At 60.9% G+C, this 21,013-nt stretch carries 23 protein-coding genes; 2 read left to right on the top strand and 21 right to left on the bottom strand.

The window, feature by feature from the left end; translation table 11 throughout:
* Positions 1-13: 13 nt before the first annotated feature.
* The 18 genes from fliR to uvrB all read right to left on the bottom strand — a co-directional run bounded on the left by fliR (position 14) and on the right by uvrB (position 15,981).
* Positions 14-793 carry a flagellar biosynthetic protein FliR gene (fliR, locus tag AACH39_RS06025; protein WP_215781900.1) on the bottom strand — a complete coding sequence of 260 codons (780 nt, stop codon included), beginning with the start codon at positions 791-793 and terminating at the stop codon, positions 14-16.
* A gap of 7 nt (positions 794-800) precedes the next feature.
* A complete protein-coding gene (gene fliQ, locus AACH39_RS06030) occupies positions 801-1,070 on the bottom strand; it encodes a flagellar biosynthesis protein FliQ (protein ID WP_215781899.1) in 270 nt (89 codons plus the stop codon).
* An 18-nt stretch (positions 1,071-1,088) separates the two neighbouring features.
* Complete coding sequence (gene fliP / locus AACH39_RS06035) at positions 1,089-1,829, bottom strand: flagellar type III secretion system pore protein FliP (protein WP_215781898.1); 741 nt, start codon at positions 1,827-1,829, stop codon at positions 1,089-1,091.
* A complete protein-coding gene (fliO, locus tag AACH39_RS06040) occupies positions 1,829-2,257 on the bottom strand; it encodes a flagellar biosynthetic protein FliO (RefSeq protein ID WP_215781897.1) in 429 nt (142 codons plus the stop codon). The genes fliP and fliO overlap by 1 nt, the downstream gene beginning before the upstream one ends.
* Positions 2,254-2,703, bottom strand: a complete 450-nt coding sequence (gene fliN / locus AACH39_RS06045; protein WP_215781896.1) for a flagellar motor switch protein FliN — start codon at positions 2,701-2,703, stop codon at positions 2,254-2,256. Before fliN ends, fliO begins: the two co-directional genes overlap by 4 nt.
* On the bottom strand, positions 2,696-3,709 hold the full coding sequence (fliM, locus tag AACH39_RS06050) for a flagellar motor switch protein FliM (protein ID WP_215781895.1): 1,014 nt from the start codon (positions 3,707-3,709) through the stop codon (positions 2,696-2,698). The genes fliN and fliM overlap by 8 nt, the downstream gene beginning before the upstream one ends.
* Positions 3,710-3,712: 3 nt before the next feature.
* Complete coding sequence (locus AACH39_RS06055; RefSeq protein ID WP_215781894.1) at positions 3,713-4,231, bottom strand: flagellar basal body-associated FliL family protein; 519 nt, start codon at positions 4,229-4,231, stop codon at positions 3,713-3,715.
* A gap of 94 nt (positions 4,232-4,325) precedes the next feature.
* Entirely contained in the window at positions 4,326-5,474 is a 1,149-nt protein-coding gene (locus AACH39_RS06060) for a flagellar hook-length control protein FliK (RefSeq protein ID WP_338621110.1), read from the bottom strand.
* Positions 5,475-5,521: 47 nt separating this feature from the next.
* The gene (gene fliJ, locus AACH39_RS06065) at positions 5,522-5,971 is read right to left on the bottom strand and encodes a flagellar export protein FliJ (RefSeq protein WP_338621111.1); all 450 of its coding nucleotides are present in this window, start codon (positions 5,969-5,971) and stop codon (positions 5,522-5,524) included.
* Positions 5,972-5,987: 16 nt separating this feature from the next.
* Entirely contained in the window at positions 5,988-7,391 is a 1,404-nt protein-coding gene (gene fliI / locus AACH39_RS06070) for a flagellar protein export ATPase FliI (protein WP_215781891.1), read from the bottom strand.
* A complete protein-coding gene (locus AACH39_RS06075; protein ID WP_215781890.1) occupies positions 7,375-8,199 on the bottom strand; it encodes a flagellar assembly protein FliH in 825 nt (274 codons plus the stop codon). The genes fliI and AACH39_RS06075 overlap by 17 nt, the downstream gene beginning before the upstream one ends.
* Entirely contained in the window at positions 8,180-9,178 is a 999-nt protein-coding gene (gene fliG / locus AACH39_RS06080; protein ID WP_215781889.1) for a flagellar motor switch protein FliG, read from the bottom strand. The genes AACH39_RS06075 and fliG overlap by 20 nt, the downstream gene beginning before the upstream one ends.
* Positions 9,171-10,925, bottom strand: coding sequence for a flagellar basal-body MS-ring/collar protein FliF (gene fliF / locus AACH39_RS06085; RefSeq protein WP_215781888.1), 1,755 nt, complete (start codon positions 10,923-10,925; stop codon positions 9,171-9,173). The genes fliG and fliF overlap by 8 nt, the downstream gene beginning before the upstream one ends.
* 54 nt (positions 10,926-10,979) lie before the next feature.
* A complete protein-coding gene (fliE, locus tag AACH39_RS06090) occupies positions 10,980-11,303 on the bottom strand; it encodes a flagellar hook-basal body complex protein FliE (protein WP_215781887.1) in 324 nt (107 codons plus the stop codon).
* A gap of 18 nt (positions 11,304-11,321) precedes the next feature.
* A complete protein-coding gene (locus AACH39_RS06095; RefSeq protein WP_338621112.1) occupies positions 11,322-12,674 on the bottom strand; it encodes a sigma-54 dependent transcriptional regulator in 1,353 nt (450 codons plus the stop codon).
* A 12-nt stretch (positions 12,675-12,686) separates the two neighbouring features.
* Positions 12,687-13,370 (bottom strand): chemotaxis protein CheB, encoded by a 684-nt coding sequence (locus AACH39_RS06100; protein WP_338621113.1) that lies wholly within the window; start codon positions 13,368-13,370, stop codon positions 12,687-12,689.
* A gap of 85 nt (positions 13,371-13,455) precedes the next feature.
* On the bottom strand, positions 13,456-13,941 hold the full coding sequence (locus AACH39_RS06105; RefSeq protein ID WP_215781884.1) for a low molecular weight protein-tyrosine-phosphatase: 486 nt from the start codon (positions 13,939-13,941) through the stop codon (positions 13,456-13,458).
* 21 nt (positions 13,942-13,962) lie between these two features.
* Positions 13,963-15,981, bottom strand: a complete 2,019-nt coding sequence (uvrB, locus tag AACH39_RS06110; protein WP_215781883.1) for an excinuclease ABC subunit UvrB — start codon at positions 15,979-15,981, stop codon at positions 13,963-13,965.
* Positions 15,982-16,213: 232 nt separating this feature from the next.
* Here uvrB and AACH39_RS06115 point away from each other — a divergent pair, with 232 nt between their 5' ends.
* On the top strand, positions 16,214-17,107 hold the full coding sequence (locus AACH39_RS06115; RefSeq protein ID WP_215781882.1) for a serine hydrolase: 894 nt from the start codon (positions 16,214-16,216) through the stop codon (positions 17,105-17,107).
* Positions 17,108-17,407: 300 nt separating this feature from the next.
* Complete coding sequence (locus AACH39_RS06120) at positions 17,408-17,989, top strand: hypothetical protein (protein ID WP_215781881.1); 582 nt, start codon at positions 17,408-17,410, stop codon at positions 17,987-17,989.
* Positions 17,990-18,029: 40 nt separating this feature from the next.
* Here AACH39_RS06120 and AACH39_RS06125 read toward each other — a convergent pair whose 3' ends face one another.
* From AACH39_RS06125 to AACH39_RS06135, 3 genes are all read right to left on the bottom strand, one after another.
* Complete coding sequence (locus AACH39_RS06125) at positions 18,030-19,292, bottom strand: flagellar assembly protein T N-terminal domain-containing protein (protein ID WP_338621114.1); 1,263 nt, start codon at positions 19,290-19,292, stop codon at positions 18,030-18,032.
* 7 nt (positions 19,293-19,299) lie between these two features.
* Positions 19,300-19,980 (bottom strand): LPP20 family lipoprotein, encoded by a 681-nt coding sequence (locus tag AACH39_RS06130; protein ID WP_338621115.1) that lies wholly within the window; start codon positions 19,978-19,980, stop codon positions 19,300-19,302.
* A gap of 99 nt (positions 19,981-20,079) precedes the next feature.
* Complete coding sequence (locus AACH39_RS06135) at positions 20,080-20,976, bottom strand: EamA family transporter (protein WP_338621116.1); 897 nt, start codon at positions 20,974-20,976, stop codon at positions 20,080-20,082.
* Positions 20,977-21,013 lie beyond the last annotated feature (37 nt).

The following is a 21,013-nucleotide window of genomic DNA, read 5'->3' on the forward strand; positions in this document are numbered from 1 at the left end:
GGAGTTCGGCCGCTCAATGCACCACGCGGAACATTTCCAGCGCAAAAGCAAAGCTCTGACGGTAAAACTGCTCGATCAGCGGCACCATATTCGGCAGGGACAGATAGAGCGCGATAAAGCCGATCGAGAGGGTCAGCGGAAAACCGAACGACATGATGCTGAACTGTGGCGCGGCGCGGGTCATGACACCGATGGCCAGGTTGGTCATCAGCAGGGCGGCCATGACCGGCAGGGAAAGCCACAGGCCCCAGAGAAAGAGATGACCGCCCCATTCTGCCAGCAGACGCCAGGTGACCCAGGGCACGGACTTGCCGATCGGCATGACCTGAAAGCTGTCCACCAGCGTGGCCAGCACGACCTGATGGCCATTGAAGGTCAAGAACAGCAGGGTGACGAACAGGGACAGCAAGGTGGCGATGGTCGGTACCTGGGCACCGTTCTGCGGGTCGAACATGGTGGCAAAGCCCAGGCCCATCTGGTTGGCAATCAGCAGGCCGCCCAGCTCCACCGAGGTCATCACCAGACGCATGACAAAGCCGATGCCCAGACCGATGAGCACCTGCTGGATCAGGGTGGCGATCCCTTCGGCAGACACCAGCGGAATGACCGGGAATTTGGGCAGGATCGGCGTCACCAGAATGGTGAGAAAAATGGCAAACCCGGCCTTGTAGGTGCGCGGCACATTGCGCGAGGCATAGACGGGATCGGTCATGAAAATGCCGGTAATGCGGGCAAACGGCCAGATGAACAGACCCAGCAGGGCATTGATTTCCTGATCGTTGAACGTGACCATGCCGCCCTTATCCGATCACGTTGGGGATGCTTTTGTACAGGCGAATGGTGTAGTCGACCAGGGTACTGATCATCCACGGACCAGCCAGCACCAGCGTGACAAACAGCGCCAGCAGCTTGGGAATGAAGGTCAGCGTCATTTCGTTGAGCTGGGTCGCGGCCTGCATGATGCTGATGAACAAACCGACAACCAGCGAAACCAGCAATACCGGCGCACTGATCAGGATCAGCGTGTAGAGGGCATTCTGGACAATGTTGACGACCATTTCCGGACTCATGTCAGACTCCCTTCCTCATCACGTGTAGAAGCTCTGCACCAGCGAGCCCATCAGCAGGGTCCAGCCGTCGACCAGCACGAACAGCATCAGCTTGAACGGCAATGAAATCATCGCCGGCGACACCATCATCATCCCCATGGCCATCAGGATGCTGGCCACCACCAGATCGATGATCATGAACGGGATATACACCAGGAAGCCGATCTGGAAGGCCGTTTTCAGTTCGCTGATCACATAGGCCGGAATCAGGGTCTTCATGGACACGTCGTTGCGGGTCGCCGGACGCGGCGATTGCGATACTTCGATGAAGAATTGCAGATCCTTCTCGCGCGTCTGGCGCAGCATGAAGGTCTTCATCGGCTTGCTGGCCGCATCCAGCGCCTGATCCAGGGTGATCTTGTCGGCAGCAAATGGCTGCCAGGCATTGGCATACACCTGATCCAGCGTAGGGCCCATGATGAACAGCGTCAGAAACAGCGACAGACCGATCACCACCTGATTAGGCGGCGAGGTCGCGGTGCCGAGGGCCTGACGCAGCAAGGACAGCACGATGATGATGCGCGTGAACGAGGTCATCATCAGCAGCATGGCCGGGATGAAGGTCAGCCCGGTCATGAACAGCAGCATCTGGATACTGAGGGAGTAGTTCTGCCCCCCGCCGGCGGCAGGGGTACTGGTCATCATCGGCAGGCCGGCCGGCAAGGCCGCCAGCGGCATCAGGGCCAGCATCAGCCCGAACAGCGGAAGAAAGCGTTTCATCAATTCTTATCGTCTTTGTCTGGCCGGCTGCGTTGCAGCGCGGCCTTGAACCAGCGGGCAAAGGGATCCACCCCGGGCAATTCGGGGCGCAGCTCGGCGGCATCGGCCGGGCGCGGCCGGCTCTCGAGCAGATTGATCGACTGCGGGGTCACCCCCAGCACCAGCCACTGCTCGCCCAGCTCCACGATCACCACCCGTTCGCGTTGCCCGACCATCACGGCACTCACCACCCGCATATGGCGCGGCAGACCGGTGACGCCACTGGACAGTCGCCGGAACAGCCAGGCGGTACCGAAGATGGCGGCCATGACCACGGCCAGACCGAAAATCACCTGCACCAGGCCTCCCAGGCCACTGGGCGCCGCACTCAGGCCGTCCGCGGCCAGGACGACGCCCGGCACGGCCAGCAGGATCAGGGCGCGCTTCATTTCTGCAGGCGGCGAATACGCTCGGCCGGCGTAATGATGTCGGTCAGGCGGATACCAAACTTGTCGTTCACTACCACCACTTCGCCCTGGGCAATCAGACAGCCGTTGACCAGCACGTCCATGGGCTCACCGGCCTGACCATCCAGCTCGACCACCGAACCCTGCGCCAGTTGCAGCAGGTTGCGGATGGCGATCTTGGTACGGCCGAGCTCCACGGTCAGCTGGACCGGGATGTCCAGAATCATGTCGAGGTTGGACGGCACATTGCCACTGGTATCGGGGCCGGTACCCAGCTCCTGGAACAGATTGCTGGCCGGGACGGCTTCCGGTTCGGCCTCGGCGGTCATGCTGGCATCGGCCACTTCCTGCTCGGCCATGGCGGCCGCCCAGTCGTCCATGGAGATTTCTTCTTCGGCGGCTGCGCCGGTATTTTGCTGATCAGTCATTCTGTTCGTTTCCTCCCGTTGGCGGCTCGGCAAATTCATTGGTACCGGCCAGCACGGTTTCGACACGCAGCGCGTACTTGCCTTGCAACGTGCCGTACTTACATTCGAAGACCGGAATGCCGGAGACGTCGGCCACAACCTTGTCCTGGATATCCATCATGATCACATCGCCCTGCTTCAGGCTGAGGATATCGCCCAGCATCACCGTGGTAGAGCCCAGTGTGGCCACCAGGTCGACTTCTGCTGCCTGCACCTGGCGCGACATCAGGGTGACCCAGCGATTATCCACTTCGGTGCGGTCTGCCTGCATGGTACTCGACAGGATGTCGCGAATCGGTTCCACCATCGAGTAAGGCAGACAGATGTGGAAGTCGCCACCGCCGGCACCCAGTTCGATATGGAAGGTCATCGCCACCACCACTTCGGTCGGCGTGGCGATGTTGGCGAACTGGGTATTCATTTCTGAGCGCAGATAGGCAAACTCGATCGGATAGACCGGTTCCCAGGCCTTCTGACACTCGTTGAACACCACCTCGAGCAGCCGACGAATAATGCGCTGCTCGGTCGGGGTGAAATCCCGGCCTTCCACACGAACATGGTAGCGCCCGTCACTGCCGAACAGATTGTCGACCACCAGGAACACCAGATCGGGGTCAAAAATCAGCAGGCCGGTCCCGCGCAGCGGTTTGACGTGCACCAGATTGAGGTTGGTCGGCACGACCAGGTTGCGAATGAATTCGCTGTATTTCTGCACCCGCACCGGTCCGACGGAAATTTCGGCATTCCGCCGGATGAAATTGAACAGGCCGATGCGCAGATTACGGGCAAAACGCTCGTTGATGATTTCGAGCGTCGGCATCCGGCCGCGGACAATGCGCTCCTGTCGGCCGATGTCGTAATTATGGACACCTTCCGCATCCGCACCGCCATTGTCCTCGTCGTTCTCACCGGTGACGCCCCTCAGCAGGGCATCGACCTCTTCCTGGGACAGGATTTCGTCGCCCATAGCCTACGAGTTCTGGATGATGAAAGAAGTGAACAGAATGGCTTTGACCGGTTCATCCGGGCCACTGTCCATTGCACCGTTGATCACCAACTTGACCTGGTTCTTGAGTTTCATCTTGCCTTCCGGTGTTGACAGCTCTTCCGCGGTCTTGGCTGACAGCAACAGAATCACGGCACTGCGCACTTTCGGCATGTAGTCGGTCAGACGCTTCTGCGCATCGGCATCGGCCAGTTCAGCCTGCATGTCGACCTGCAGCAGGGAGCCACCCTGACCGGACAGATTCACGACAAAGGTATCGAGTTTGGAGAAAACCGGCGGTGCATCGGACTTCTTCGCTGCGGCGGCATGCGTCTCTGCCGCTGCCGCTGCCGGAGCATGCCCCGACAGCATGAGATAACCCACAGCACCGACCCCCCCGATCAGCACCACCAACAGCAGGACGACAATCAACATCAGCTTGTTGCCGCCGCCGCGGGGTTTTTCGTCTTGTGCGCCCTTTTCCGCTTTTTTATCTTCTGCCATTGCCTGTCAGCCTTGATTGTTGGTATTCCGGGATTCTAAACCAATTTTTTATTATATCTTCCAGAATCCAACATGTGCTGAACAAAGGTCAAGATCAGGCGAAGATACTGAGCACCCCGCGCGCGGCCTTGATGGTGGCCAGCGTATCGAATTCTTCCCCTTCCTGCGCCTGCGGCTGGGCATTCCCGCGCTGGTTTCGGGCGTTTTGCTGTTGTTGCTGCGACTGCCCGCCCGACACCTGGGCATCCCCCAGCTGAATGCCGCTGGAGGCCATCATCGACTGCAGGCGCGGCAGACTGTCCTGCAAGGCAGCGCGCGTCGTGGCGGAATCGGCATTGAATGTGACCTGCGCGGTATTGTGGCCATCCATTTTCAGGGTCACGTCAATCGGGCCAAGCTCAGGCGGATTGAGCTGAATATGGGCGGTTTCGGCCTTGATGCTCACCATGCTCAGCACTTTGTCGCTGAGGGACTGACTCCAGGCCGGGGTGCCCACGGATTGCGGAATGGTGAACGTCGGCTTGACCTGCTGCTCTCGCGACACGGTCGAATTGACCTGCAGACCGAGCTGCTGCGGCAAATTTGTCGATTGCGCGCCTTCCGAAGGCGGCAATTTTTGCAGCCCCTTCTCGGCATCGGCACTCATCGCCTGGAACAGATCGGCGCCCTTGACCTCGCCCCCCAACGGCGTTTGCTTGCTGTCCTTGATCGCCGCGGCATCTTGCGGCAGCGTCGCCGCGGCAGCGGCGCCCAGCGAGTTGTTCTGGGTGTTCTGATTGCTCTGTACGTCGTTCTGCACCGGCGCATTGTTGACCGGCGTGGCCGGAACCACTTGCTGCAGCAACAGCAGGGCAGGATTCGGCAAGGGATCGACATTGGCGGAAAGGCTGGCGGCATCGCCATCCCTGGCTTTGTCAGACTTGCCGCCATCCTCGTCACTGCTCACTGCCCCCGGGCCGGACAAGCCACCTTCCAGCACCGCCATATGGGCATCCAGCATGCGGGCAAAGATGTTTTGCGGGGACTGTGGATCGGTCTGGGGGCTTTGTGCGTTCGGGCTGTTCTGGTTGACCTGAGCGGCCTGAGCGGCGCCCTGAGCCTGATTATTGCTCCCCTGCCCGGCCTGACTGACTGCCTGATCATTGCCGCCACCGAAGGGGGCATTGTTGGCAGGGCTCGGCGAGGCACTGAAGGCCGCGGTCGGCGAAGCGGTTGCAGCGTTAACGGGCAAGGCAATGGGCATGATGCATCTCTCCACAGGATGCCCATACTAAGCAATTAACATGCCAGTCAGTCTTCGGAGTGGGTCTGGTCCCAGAAACGGCGCGAGGCGAATTCGTCCGTGATCTTTTGTGCCCGACGGTTTTCTGCCCGCAAGGCCCGCTCGGCTTCACGTGCCTTGAGCTTTTCGTAGGCCTTGAGCTTTTTGCGCTCCAGAAACCAGGCCTGCCGCTCCATCAGAAATCGCTGTACGCAGCGATCCACCTCGCCTTGCTGAATCTCCACCGCCTCCTCCAGCCGGCGCAGGAATCGCTGAAAGTCCTGCCACTGCCCGATCCCCATGCCTTGCATGCCGCCATGAGTCAGCCGGTGCTGGTACTCCTGCAGGAAGGCCTGCAGCTGCTCCAGCTTGCCCTGCGCCGCCACCTGGGCCGCCTGGGCCTTGCGCATGCGATCCGCCGCGGCATCGACCTTTTCCTGGGCCAGGTTAAGCAACAGGGCATACTTGCTGTGCGCCACGATAGGCTACCCCGGCTCAGCGCAGCACGTGGCGCAGTTGTTCGACGGTGGAAGGGAAATCGTGCTGCTCGTGCATGGGCTGCATCAGAAAGCCGGCCATCTGCGCTTCGCGACGGATCGCCTCATCCAGCAGCGGATCGGAGCCGGGCACATAGGCGCCGACGCTGATCAGATCCTTGTTGCGCTGGTAGCGGGAATAGAGTTGTTTGAAGCGACGCGCCAGACTGACATGCTCGAGGTCGACTACATCGACCATGACCCGGCTGATGGACTGTTCGATATCGATGGCCGGGTAATGCCCGGACTCGGCCAGCTCGCGCGACAATACAAAGTGACCATCCAGAATGGCACGGGCCGAATCGGCCACCGGGTCCTGCTGATCATCCCCCTCGGAGAGTACGGTATAGAACGCGGTAATCGAGCCACCACCCTCGGCAGCATTACCGGCCCGTTCGATCAGTTGCGGCAGCCGGGCAAAAACCGATGGCGGATAACCCTTGGTCACCGGCGGCTCACCGATGGCCAGGGCGATTTCGCGCTGCGCCATGGCATAACGGGTGACCGAATCCATCATCAGCAGCACATCCTTGCCCTGGTCGCGAAAGTACTCGGCCAGGGCGGTGGCATAGGCCGCCCCATGCAAACGCATCAGCGGCGGCATGTCGGCCGGCGCCGCCACCACCACGGCACGACGACGGCCCTCGTCTCCCAGAATATTCTCGATGAAGTCCTTGACCTCACGGCCACGCTCACCGATCAGGCCAACCACCACAATATCGGCGCGGGTAAAGCGGGCCATCATGCCCAGCAACACACTCTTGCCGACCCCGGAGCCGGCAAACAGCCCCAGACGCTGCCCGCGGCCAACCGTCAGCAAGCCATTGATGGCACGCACGCCGACGTCCAGCACGTTCTTCACCAGGGAACGGCCAAGCGGATTGATTGGCTGACTGTGCAGGGGATAAAAAGCTTCGGGATGAATGGGGCCCTGGCCATCGAGCGGCCGCCCCAGGGAATCGAGCACTCGCCCGAGCAGACTCTCCCCCACCGGCACCATCCGGCCGGCAGGACCGTTGACCCGTCCGGCGGCGCCGGATTTGCCGTAATGCGGCGGATGATGTGGCGCCAGCGGGGTGACGGGCGTACCGGGCAACAGGCCATGCACATTGGTCAGCGGCATCAAAAAGGTTTTGTCGCCGGAGAAGCCGACCACTTCGGCCTCGACCCGATGACCTTCACTCAGCTCGACCTGACAGGCACTGCCGACAGGCAGTTTGAGCCCGACCGCCTCCATGACCATGCCGGTCACGCGCACCAGACACCCACTGGCGGGAGACAGAACCGCCTCGTCAGCCGTACGGCCACACTCGGCCAGGAACTGGCGCTGACGCTCGAGCAGCAACTCAGCCGAGATCGCCATCGTCTTGCGGCTCCTCGGTCAGACCAAGCGCACGGGTCATGGCAGCCAGACGCGCCGGATGCGTCAGCACCTGGCGCAGCGAAGGCGTCTCCAGCAGGCAGCCGCCACGGGGCACCTCGGCATCTTCCACCCACTGCCAGATCGTTTCCGGCCGCTCCTGCTGCAGGAAGGCTCTGGCCACCTCCAGATCCTGCGGATTGACCCGCAGACGCCCTTGCGCCAGGGTCGGCGGCAGGGCCGCCAGGGCTTCACGCAACAGCGGCTCGATGGCACGCGGATCCGCTGCCAGATGGGCAGCAACCAGACGCTCGGCCAGGCGCACCGCCAGGGCCAGCACATCGGCAGAGAGTTGTTCTTCCAGGCCTGCCAGGGCATCCGAAAAGCCAGAGGCCAGCTGCTGCAGCGGCGTCCAGGCCTCGGCAAAGCGCTGCTGCACCTCGGCCAGTCCCTGGGCACGCCCTTCCGCCAGCCCGGCTTCATGGCCCTGGGCGGTACCGGCCGCCAGCCCGGCATCATGCCCGGCCTGCCAGGCCTCCTGATGGATGGACTCCAGTTCTGCGGCGGTGGGATAGCCAAGCTGCGGGGCGGGGGGCGTTTCTTCGGTATCTTCCGGCTCGGGCAGGGGCTCGACCGGCGGGCGGTCCTGAGGCGCCAAACTGGCGGTCAGGGCCTCGACCTGCGCGACCGTCAAGCCGTCGAACACGGGCTCCGGGGGGGCAGGCGGGGTCAGCAGCTCGGCAGGCGACCAGCTTTGCCAACCACCCAGCTTGTCGGCCGGGATGATGCCCTTACTCGACAAGTCCTTCATCACCACCCTTGCTGCCTAGCACGATCTGACCATCGTCGGCGAGTTTGCGTACCACCTTGAGGATTTCCTTCTGCTCGGCCTCGACCTCGGACAGCTTGACCGGCCCCTTGGCTTCCAGATCGTCGCGCAGCATTTCTGCCGCACGCTGCGACATGTTGCGGAAGATCTTTTCCTTGAGTTCGTTGCTGGTGCCTTTGAGCGCCACCACCAGGGAGTCGGTCTGCACTTCCCGCAGAATGGTCTGGATCGAGCGGTCGTCGACTTCGAGCAGGTTTTCGAACACGAACATCTTGTCCTGGATGCGCTGCGCCAGTTCCGGGTCGTATTCGCGGATGTAATTGAGCGCCGAGGCTTCGACGGTATTGCCCATGAAGTTGAGGATTTCGGCGGTCATGCCCACCCCGCCGGCCGCACTCTTCTTGAGGCGGTCGGAGCCGGACAGCAACTGCGTCAGCACGTCGTTCAGCTCGCGCAGCGCCTGCGGCTGCACCCCTTCCAGCGTGGCGGTACGGATCAGCACCTCGTTGCGCAGGCGCTCGGGGAAGTAGGACAGGATGGAGCTGGCCAGATCCGGATCCAGGTGGACCAGGATGGTGGCAATGATCTGCGGGTGCTCGTTGCGGATCAGGTCGGCCGCAGAGCCCGGGTCCATCCACTTCAGACTTTCGATACCGCTGTGGTCGTTGCCCTGCATGATGCGGTCGAGCAGGTTGGCCGCCTTGTCCGGGCCCAGCGCCTCGACCAGCACGTTGCGCAGGTATTCGTCGGAAGCACCGATGCTGGCACGCGCCTGGCACTCTTCCTTGAACTGGCTGAGCACCTTGTCGATCTCTTCGTGACTGAGATTGTTGATGGCCGCCATGGCCAGCGAGATCTTCTGCACTTCCTTCGGCCCGAGGTATTTGAATACCTCGACGGCATGCGCCTGCCCCAGGCTGAACAACAGTACGGCGCTGCGGTGAATTCCTGCGTCACTCATCTGAGCTGATCCATTCCTTGATGATCTGCGCCGCCATGCGCGGATCGGACTTCACGATTTCACGCACTTCTTCGATATTGTCAGCATAGTGCTTGCGCTGCAGATAACGCGGATCCTTGTTGCGTTCTTCCTCGGACAAAGGATTGCCGTTTTCGTCCACCAGCTCCTCGTCCCCGGCGACCGCCAGCAGACGACCGCCTTCGGCCGCAGCCAGCGCCGCGGCCTCGGGAGAACCCGGCTCGGGCGCCGGCGGCCGCGGCGGACGCAGCACCTCGCGCACCACCGGACGAACGACACCGAACAACAGGTAGAGCGCCGCAATCGCTACCAGGGCGTACTTGAGGATATTGGTGGCATTGTCGCTGACAAAGGTGATCGCCTTGTCCTTGAAGGTCACCGGTGCCAGGGCATCGGCAAAGGCAGCATTGACGACATTGATGCTGTCGCCGCGCGACTGGTTGTAGCCGATGGCCTCACGCACCAGATTGTTGACCTGCACCATTTCCTGCGCCGTCAGCGGCGTCGGCTTCAGATCGCCATTGCGATCCGGCATATTGCGGAAATTGACCACCACGGCAGCCGTCAGGCGCTTGAGAATGCCTTTGGGCTGCAGGGTATGCGAGATGGTCTTGTCGACTTCGTAATTGGTGGTGATATCACGCTCGACCGCCCCGTTCTGCCCCAGCGCCTGACCAGACAGTGTCTGCGTACCCGGCAGCGCACCCGGCGGCAGGGTGATCGGCGCCGAGGCGGCCGATGGCGGCTGGTTGGACAGTGCGCCCGGCACCCCGGTCGGCTGCGTGGTGCTGTTGTTCAGCTTTTCGACGATCTGCTGGCTGCGGGTCGACGAAGGATTCGGACTGGAGTTGGGACGATAAGTCTCGGAGGTCTGTTCTACCTCGGAGAAATCCAGCGATGCACTGACCTGGGCATGGGCATTGCCCTTGCCGAAAATCGGTTCGAGGATGGCCTCGATACGCTTGGCATAGTCGTCCTCGACCGAGCGCACGTATTTCAGCTGACGGGAGTCCAGGCCATTGCCCGAGGCATCGAGCTCTGGCGACTGTGACAGCAGGTTGCCGTCCTGATCAACGATGGTAACGTTCTTGACCGCCAGCCCCGGAATGGCGCTGGACACCAGATGCAGGACACCGGCAATCTGACCCGGATCGAGGATGCGCCCCGGGTAGAGGTTCAGCATGACCGACGCGGTGGTCGGCTCTTGCTCGCGCACGAACACGCTCTGCTTGGGCGTCGCGATATGAACCCGGGCGGATTGCACTGCATCGATGGATTCGATGGTCCGGGCCAGCTCGCCCTCGATGGAGCGCTGATAGTTGACCTGTTCGGCAAACTGGCTGATACCGAACTTCTGGTTGTCCATCAGTTCAAAGCCGACGCCGCTGGCCTTGGGCAAGCCCTGGGCGGCCAGCTTCAGACGAATGTCGTAGACCTGCTCGGCCGGCACGGAAATGACTCCGCCCGCACCCAGCTGGTAGGGCACGTTCATCTGTTGCAGCGAGGCCGTGACCTGACCGCCGTCACGGTCGGCCAGATTGGCAAACAAAATCTTGTAGGAAGGCTCGCGATTGAGCAGCGCCACGCCGACGACAACGGCGAACAGCGCCGCGATGGCGCCGTAGAAGATAAATTTCTTGTTGGGTGGCAGCGCCTTGAAGCGCTCAAGCACTTCATTCAGACGCACACGCCAAGCGGGAATGTTTTCGTTTTCAGCCAGATCTGCCATACAGTGGTTTTAGCTTTCGGTTCTAACCGCTGCCGGCATGCTGACAGGACAGCGCTAGACCTGGGTATTCATAATATCCTGATAGGCGGTCACCAGCTTGTTGCGCGCCTGGACCATGGTCTGGAACGACAGGCTGGCTTTCTGCAAAGATACCATAACATCCTGCAGATTGACGCCCTCATCCCCCAACTCGAACTGCTTTTGCATTTCCTGTGAAGTCTGTTGTGCAGAATTCACCTGATCGATCGTGGATTTCAGCACATCGGCAAAATCCACCTGCGGCGTCTGTTGCTGCGTACTGCTGGCCGGCTTGCCGGCCGCAAGCGCAGAGGCCGCCCTGAGCTCGCCAAGCAGTTGATCGATTCCTTGCGTTGACATGGTCAACTCCCAAACTTGTTACGGTGACGGTGCCGTCGTATCGCCATCTTCTTCTCGATAGCGCTGCAGCTTGTAGCGCAGGGTTCGTTCGCTGATGCCGAGCTTCTCGGCGGCCAGCTTCTTCACCCCACCCACGGCCGTCAGGGTTTCCAGGATATGTCGCTTTTCCAGCGAGCGCATGTCGGCATCCGCCTCATCACCCGCCTGCAATGCGTCCGGGGCAACCTGTTCCGCAAGACCGGTCTGCGGATCCAGCATCAGATCGGCGGCAATAATTGCCGGTCCGGCGGCAAGAATCACCGCCCGCTGCATCACGTTTTCCAGTTCGCGGATGTTACCCTCCCAACTATAGGTCGTCAAATGACGTTCCGCCTCGGCAGACAGCGTCAGAGTGGCTCTTCCGGCTGACTGCGCATACTTGTTAAGCATACGGCGTGCCAGGGGCAGAATATCTTCGCGCCGATCCGCCAGCGCGGGGATTTTCAGCGGGAAGACATTCAGACGGAAATACAAGTCTTCGCGGAAGCGGCCATCCTCGACAAAGGCCTGGATATCACGGTTGGTCGTCGCCACCACACGGATGTCCAGCCGGATGGTCTTGCTGCCGCCAACCCGTTCCAGCTCACGCTCCTGCAACACCCGCAACAGCTTGGCCTGCAGCGCCAGCGGCATCTCGGTCACTTCATCCAGCAGCAGGGTGCCGCCCTGCGCCTGCTCGAACTTGCCGGGCATGGCATGACTGGCGCCGGTAAAGGCGCCCTTCTCGTGACCGAACAGGGTCGATTCCAGCAGGGTGTCGGGGATCGCCGCACAATTGACGGCGACAAACGGTCCGTCATGACGTCTGGAATGCTGATGGATATAACGCGCCAGCACTTCCTTGCCACTGCCGCTCGGGCCTGACAGCAAGACGGTGGCATCGCTCTGCGCCACCCGGCTGGCCAGCGAGAACAACTGACGCATGACCGCCGACTCGGCCACCACGTCACTGCGCCCCTCTTCCGGCATCCTCAGCAGATGTTTCTCGACCTCGGCAATCAGATCCTGCGGCTCGAAGGGCTTCAGCAGATAGTGCGTCGCCCCCGCCCGCAACAGGTCGATGGCACGCTCGATGACGCCATAGGCCGTCATCAGAATGAAAGGCAGTCCGGGATACAGGCGCTTGACCTCTTCAAACAGGGCATAGCCATCCATCGGCGCCATCTGGGCATCGGAAATCACCAGACCGACCGGGGCCTGCTGCAGCCTGGCGAGCGCACTACTGCCATCATGAGCTTCCAGCGTCTGATACCCGGCCAGGGTCAGCGTATCGACAATGGCTTCGCGCAGGTCGGCATCATCCTCAACGACCAGAACAGGGAGAAAATTCATCGGAAATCGCAGTTAAGTAGTCGGTTGTCTTTGTTTGGCGAGCACCACCAGCCGGTTGGCAATGGCGTTGAGCGGCAGGACTTCATGCGTCGAACCGTTGGCAATGGCCTCTTTGGGCATGCCGAACACCACACAGCTGGCCTCATCCTGGGCGATATTGTATGAGCCGGACTGACGCAGCTCCAGCATGCCATTGGCGCCATCACGCCCCATGCCGGTCAGGATCACCGCAATACAGTTCTTGCCGACCACATTGGCGGCAGAGCGGAACAGCACATCCACCGAAGGACGATGACGGTTGACCGGATCCCCCTTCGACAGCGACGTGGCGTAACCGATGGTCGGCGCCGCCTTGACCATCAGATGCGAATGCCCGGGCGCGATATACACCGTCCCTTCCTGCAGGCGTTCGGCATCGCGCGCCTCCTTGACTTCCAGCTTGCACAGGCTGTTGAGCCTTTCGGCGAACGAATGGGTAAACATTTCCGGCATGTGCTGCGTGATCAGAATGGGCGGCATTTCCTTGGGCAGCGCCGTCAGCAGCACGCGCAGGGCCTCGGTCCCCCCGGTCGACGAGCCGATGACGATGACCGTCTGCCGGGCCAGCGGCATGCGTCCCGGAGTGAGCGGCAGAATAACGTCTGCGCTGAGGCTGGGCACAACTTGCAGCGGCTGATCTGAACGTGCGCGCTCCATGAGTCGCCATCCTGTGAATGATTGTTTGGTTTAGCTTAGCAGTTGTCGCCATGCGCTACTACTCGCGAAAAGCAATTCATGCACTTTACATATTACGTATTTTTTCCAGCCAGCCATCACAGGCTGCCTCGAGCAGATCCAGCACATGATCAAACCCTGAGGGCCCGCCATAGTAAGGATCCGGCACTTCCTGCTCACTCCCCTGCGGCAGCACCGACAACATCAGTGCCAGCTTGTGTTGCAAGGCCGCCGGACAGCGGGCGCGCAGATCGGCCAGATTGTGCCGGTCCGCGGCAAGAATCAGGTCAAATCGCTCAAAGTCCTCATCCGTCACCTGGCGAGCCCGCAGCGCCGACATGTCATAGCCGCGCTGCCCCGCCACCCGCTGCGAGCGACGGTCTGGCGCCTCGCCGACATGATAGGCACTGGTACCGGCCGAATCGACCTGCAAAACCGACCCCAGACCGGCACGCACCGCGCGCTGGCGCATCACCGCCTCGGCGGTCGGCGAACGACAGATATTGCCGTGACAAACAAACAGCACCGAATAACCCCGACTGATGTCGATCATCTGCAACTCACTCCGATCCCGTTAATCACCATTCAGGAAGGCCGCTTCCTTGAGCGCCTTCAACGCATCACGCAGCTGTGCGGCACGTTCGAAATCCAGATCGCGTGCCGCCGCCATCATGTCCTTTTCCAACTGCTTGATCTCGCGTGCCAGCGCCTTCTCGTCCATATGGCCGACGCGCCGCTCCAGGGCACGCTTGCGGTTCTCGGCCTCGCTTGCAGGGTGGTAAACCCCGTCGATCAGGTCCTTGATTTCCTTCTTCACCCCGGCAGGCACGATGCCGTGCTGCTGATTGAAGTCCAGCTGCTTCTGGCGCCGGCGTGCCGTTTCGTCCATCGCCCGCTTCATGGAATCGGTAATGCGATCCGCGTACAGGATCGCCTGACCGTTCAGATGGCGCGCCGCCCGGCCGATCGTCTGAATCAGCGAGCGCTCGGAACGCAGGAAGCCCTCCTTGTCGGCATCCAGAATCGCCACCAGCGACACCTCGGGGATATCCAGCCCCTCGCGCAGCAGATTGATGCCGATCAGCACATCGAACATGCCCAGCCGCAAATCGCGGATAATCTCGACCCGCTCGACCGTATCGATATCCGAATGAAGATAGCGCACCTTGATGCCATGCTCGGTGTAATAGTCGGCCAGCTGCTCTGCCATGCGCTTGGTCAGCGTGGTGACCAGCACGCGCTGGTTGACCTCGATGCGCGCACGGATCTCCGACAGCAGATCGTCTACCTGGGTGGCGACCGGACGCACAATGACCTCCGGATCAATCAGGCCGGTCGGCCGCACCACCTGCTCCACCACCTGGCCGGCATGCTCGGCCTCATAACTGGACGGCGTGGCGGAAACAAACACCGTCTGCGGCATCATGCGCTCGAACTCTTCAAAGGTCAGCGGGCGGTTATCCACCGCGGAAGGCAGACGGAAACCGTAATCCACCAGATTGACCTTGCGTGCCCGGTCTCCACGATACATCCCGCCAATCTGCGGAATGGTCACATGCGACTCGTCGATGAACATCAGCGCATTCTTCGGCAGATAGTCGATCAGCGTCGGCGGCGGGTCCCCGGCATTGCGACCGGAGAAATGGCGCGAGTAGTTTTCGATGCCCTTGCAGAAACCCATCTCATACAGCATTTCCAGATCGAAACGCGTGCGCTGCTCGATGCGCTGCGCCTCCACCAGCTTGCCCTCTTTCTGATAAAACTGGACCCGCTGATTCAACTCCAGCTTGATCTTCTCGCAAGCCTTGAGCACGGTGTCGCGCGGCGTCACATAATGACTGCCCGGGAACACGGTAAAGCGCCCCAGCCGCTGACGTGTCACCCCGGTCAGCGGGTCAAACAGCGTCAGCGTCTCGATCTCGTCATCAAACATGGTCACGCGCAGCGCCAGTTCCGCACTTTCCGCCGGAAAGATATCGATCACATCACCGCGCACCCGGAAGGTGCCGCGCCGGAAATCCACCTCGGCACGCTCGTACTGCATGCCAACCAGCCGGGCAATCATGGCGCGCTGCTCAAGTTGCTCGCCTTCCTTGAGATGCAAAATCATCTGATGGTAGTCGGAGGGATCGCCGATACCATATATTGCGGAAACTGTTGCAACAATGACGCAGTCCTGCCGCTCCAGAATCGACTTGGTCGCCGAAAGGCGCATCTGCTCGATGTGTTCGTTGATGCTCGAGTCTTTTTCAATGAAGAGATCACGGCTCGGCACATAGGCTTCCGGCTGGTAGTAGTCGTAGTAGGAGACGAAATACTCCACCGCATTATTCGGAAAGAACTCGCGCATCTCGGCATAAAGTTGCGCGGCGAGCGTCTTGTTGTGCGCCATGATGATCGCCGGCCGCCCGGTTCGCGCAATAACATTGGCCATGGTGAAGGTTTTACCCGAGCCGGTCACCCCGAGCAAAGTCTGATAGGCCAGGCCGTCAGAGAGACCTTCTACCAATTGCTCGATGGCCACCGGCTGGTCTCCGGCGGGCGGAAACGGCTGATTCAACAGGAACGGACTACCCGGGAAACTGACTTGCATGGCAACAGACTCGGCTACAGATCGAACCTGCATTCTAGCGCAACTGACTGACGACGGTTTCAAATGGGATTTTTACCGATTTTTTGTGAATTAATATCCCCAATAAAACCTTGGTTGATTAAAATACAAAACAGAATGTTTATCTCTGACGGCGGCACTCCTCGGAAACCCCTGCAAACCAGTAAACGCGGGGATTTCCGAAGGGTTCCGCCATGAATCGGAAAGGTTGCTGATGTTGAAGAATGTCGCTGGCTGGCTGGCAATGGCCCTGGCCGCTGCCGTCGTGCCCGCGGGCGTGAACGCCCAGTCTCTGAATCAAGGTGGCACGGTCCGTGTTGCCGAACAAATGGCTTATTACAGCGCACCACGCCTGTCGGCGCAGTCGGTGCTGGTTCTCAATGGCAATAGTGGCGAGCCGCTGTACGAAAAGCGTGTGGATCAGCGCCAGCCCATTGCCTCGATCAGCAAGCTGATGACCGCCATGGTCTTGCTGGATTCCGGCGTCTCGCTCGACGAGCGCATCTCGGTCAGTGATGCCGAAATCGACCGCGTCAAGCACACCCGCTCCCGCCTGGCGGTGGGGACCACCCTGCCGCGCAAGGAAATGCTGCTGCTGGCCCTGATGTCGTCGGAAAATCGTGCCGCCGCCGCGCTGGCCCGCACCGCCCTGCCCGGCGGGACTCGCGCCTTCGTGGCCCGCATGAACGAAAAAGCCCGCCAGCTGGGTATGAGCGACACGGTGTTCTATGATCCGACCGGGCTGGACATGCGCAATACCTCCACCGCACGTGACCTGGCCCGCATGGTCAAGGCGGCACAGAACTACCCGCTGATTCGTGAATTCACCACCACCCCGGAACACGAAATCTATTCGGTTTCCAACCGATTGCTGCAATACAGAAACAGCAACGCCCTGGTACGCGAAGGCAACTGGGACATCGCCCTGCAAAAAACCGGCTACATCAACGAAGCCGGTCATTGCATGGTGATGGAAGCGACGGTCGGCTCACAGCCGCTGATCATTGTCATCCTGTCTGCCGGTGGCGGACAGTCACGGGTCAACGACGCCCGCGCCATCAAAAACTGGCTGGAAAGCCACCCGCAAAGCTGGCTGGCTGCCGGCTAATCGCGCAGCCCCCCTCCCCGGGGGGCGCCCTCCTGACCAAGCGCCAACGCCTTCCGGGCCCTGCGAGCCCGCTCCCCGTCTTTCCCTGCTGATATTCATACTCCCCGCCAGTCTGGCCCAAGCCCGGATGAGGCGGCCAGCCCTGTCCTTTTGCGCTGCATCAAGTCAGCCCGATTCTGCCGCCCCTCTTTCGGATCTCACCGATGTCAGCCAATACCACTGCAACGCGAACATGACCCACAGCTGCACTGACAGCAAAACAAGAGATCACTGACAAAACTTCAAACTACGGAGCAAGCCATGAAAAAACAGGCAGCCATCCTGGCCCTCGCCTCCCTGACCTCGCTGAGCGCCTACGCGACATCCAGCAATGATGTCTACTTCGATATGGGCAACATTCAGGATTTCGGCTTTGAAGAAACCTTCCACGCCATTACGCGCGGAGAGACCTGGGGGGGGATCAGCAACATCAAGATCAAGGTCGATCACTGGGGAATGCTCACCATCAAGGCGGACAGAACCAACAGCCAGCAAGTGGCTGATGATTTCAAGGCCGCAGCAATGGGTTCTTACGAGTTTGGCAGCGGCAGCAACGCCATCGCCCCGCAAATGCTGAATTTCATGATAGAAGGCAATATGTATCTGAAAGCCGACGGAGAAGACATCACCTGTGAAGGCATGCTCCTTGGACAAGGCAGCGAACGCCATAGCGGTATCGTGCATAACATCTGGTGGATCAGTGCCCACGGCATGATCCAAAATGGTGCTCACGTCGGCAGAGTACTCTGCCAGACCGCCTCAGGGCGTCATGCCGTTGTCTATTTCTCGGATGGCAGCGACGTCAACCGTTTCAATGTGCAGGCCAACATCTACCCCTGGTAAAACGTGACCATCAACCCTGCCCGGTCAAGGCCGGGCTGGTCTAACGCTTGGGAATAAAGCGCAGCAGATCCCCCGCCTGTACCGGCGCCTTGCCGCCATGCGCCACGGCGACCGAGAGATTGGGTTGAACCTGGATCAGCGACACATCGCCCAGCAACGACTCCGGAATACCCAGCTCCTGTCCGCTGGCAGGGTCAATCACGGCATTGGCCAGCCGCTGGCGATACACCAGCATACGATCGCCGACCTGCAAACCCGACAAACCGCCGGCGTCCACATAGATCTGCCCCTTGTCCACCCGCAACACCCGGGCCGTGAAAGGCAAACAACTCAGTGTTGCGGCCACATCCTTCGTCACGGCATCCATCAGGTCATTGACCTCGCCACCGTAGTCGGTCTCCCAGAAGGCATCCGAGCCGAATATCGGCATGTTCTTGGGTTCGACATAACCACTGGCCGTCGTCGCAAACTGCTGCGTCCGCAGCAGACTGCCGGTGAGTCCGTCATAAACCCATAACTCCAGCTTGAATTCACGGGCGACTGAACGATAAACCACCCCGGGACCGAACAACGCCGACCCGGGGCCGTTGTAGTACATCCCCTGTTGGCTGCTATTGGTCGAGCCATACAGGGATAGACGCGGGCTGCGCTTGGTGACCGCCGTAGAGAGCACTCTGCCGGCCACCACAAACTGGGCATTCTCGCTGTCAGCCAGACGTCGGACGGCAGAAGCGGCCAGCGCGGGATCCATCAGATAACGATTGGGCAGCAGCCCGATATTGCCGGCATCGCGCACGGCAAACTGCCGCTCCAGCTGGCCAAGACGGCGCGCCAGGTCATGAGGCAGACGCACGCCGAGCGCATCCAGATCACTGGCATCTGCCGGATGATCAAGATAAAAATAGGCCGCAACCACTCTGCGCCGCAGCGCACGGCTATCCGGTGCGCTACACCCTGTGGCACGGCCGCGTGCGGCGGGCTGATCCGGCTCAACCTGCACCTGCACCTGATAGAGGCCATCGGCCTGATGCTCCTGCAATACCGTCACCTTGCCGGAAATCGGCGCCGCCGACAGACTCGACGACTCGCTCACGACGCCGGAATTCATATACTGCGCCGAATTCACCTGCGCCCCCTGAGACAGGGCCGCCTGATGCAAGGCATCCTGAATAGCCATTTCCCGCGCCGCCGTCAGGCCGGCATCCATCGGGGCACTGCCGTTGGCAATGATCGGATCGGCCACGGCAGCAGACAAAAACAAAGCCGCCACGAGGGCGGCATGAACGGATTGACGCAGGCGCATGGCCATCCTATTGGGCGTTATAGAAATTGCTGCCATAGCGGGCCGAAGCACAGTTGTCTGCACCACACTGCACCCCTTGCGCGCCGCTCTGCTGCGCAGCCTTCATGACACTGCCAGTTTGCTGCAGGGCACTCTTGAACTGCAGATAGAAATCCTTGTCCAGCACGATTTCGGCGATGACCTCGCTGGTCCCATCGGCCTGAATGCTGGTGGAAATCACGTTCACACCGCGCAGATAGGCATCCACATAGGTGCGGAAGCTATCGCTGACCGACACCATGTTCGCCACCGAGCTGTTACCGACCAGCTTCATCCCCTGCACCTGTTCGGCAATCGCACGGAACGCATCCAGCTTGGCGGCACGAATGCCCAGCAACTTGCGCTGAGCTGCGGTCAGCGACTTGGAAACCGGCACCGTCCCCTGGCCGGTAACACGAATCTTGATCGGCTGATAGGGATCGACCTCCTTGACCACCACCTTGGGGGCTTCCGGCTCAATACCGGCACCGACAAACCCTACCCCGGTACGGGCATCCAGCGCGGCCGGCGCAGCCGATACCGGCGCCGGCGCCGGCTCGGCCATCGCCGCGGAGGCCGGCATTGCCGGGGTCACGACCTGAGGGTTGTCGGCGTGGGCACACGCCGTCAACAGCACCAGCAGCGGGACAATCTTATAGGCTTTTCTCATTTCAGACCCCATTTGTAATATTTGGCATGGTATGAACCATTGCCAGTCGACGTCAACCGCTTCATCGACCAATTAAAGCAAAACTTGAGAATAGTCTGATTAACTTGCTTGTTTTAACAGGGATTTCAACACTCTGGCGCCAAAAACATTCACCAGCAGCCCGGCCAGCAGCAACACGCTGCCCAGTAACTGGCTGGCGCTCAGGTGCTCCCCCAGCAGCCAGGTCGAACACAGCAAGGCCACCAGCGGCACCAGCAGAGAGAAAGGCGCCACGGCATTGGCGGGATAGCGCGCCAGCAAACGGCTCCAGATGCCATAGCCCAGCATGGAGGCAGCAAAGGCCAGATAGGCCACCGAGGCCAGCGAGCCCCAGGAAAAATGACTGAGCGCGGCCCAATCGCGCGCCCCGCCCTCCAGCCACAGCGACAGCGCCAGAAACGGCAGGGGCGGAATCAGACCGGACCAGACCACCAGCCCCAGCGGCTCAACCTGCAGGCCCTGGCGCACCATGCGTCGCACCACCACATTCGACAGCGCCCAGCTGCTGGCCGCCATCAGCGTCAGGACAAACCCGAGCAGCGTCATGTTGCCGCCACGCGCCAGTCCGATCAGCGCCAGCCCGGAAGCCGCCAGCAGCAAGCCGGCCAATTGCGCCGGCTGCCAGTGCTCGCGCAGCATCAGGGCAGCAAACAACATGGTAAAAAACGCCTGGGATTGCAGCACCACCGAGGCCAGACCGGCCGGCATGCCAAACTTGATGGCACAAAACAGACAGGCAAACTGGCCAAAGCCGACTGTCAGGCCGTAAGCCACCAGCCAGCGCCAGGGAAGGCGCGGACGCGCCACCCACAGACAGCCCGCCAGCGCGAGCAGGGAAAACCGCAGGCAACCCAGCAGCAGAGGCGGCACATCCGCCACCCCCCACTTGATCACCACAAAATTGAAGCCCCACAGCAATACCACCAGCAGGGCCTGAAGGATGTCCCGGGTTTGCATGCACCGTCCTTATCAGACCGGGGCATGCCTCACCCCG

Origin of the sequence: Paludibacterium flexuosum (genome assembly GCF_037076605.1) — a bacterium.
In the GTDB taxonomy this organism is placed as follows: Bacteria; Pseudomonadota; Gammaproteobacteria; order Burkholderiales; family Chromobacteriaceae; genus Paludibacterium.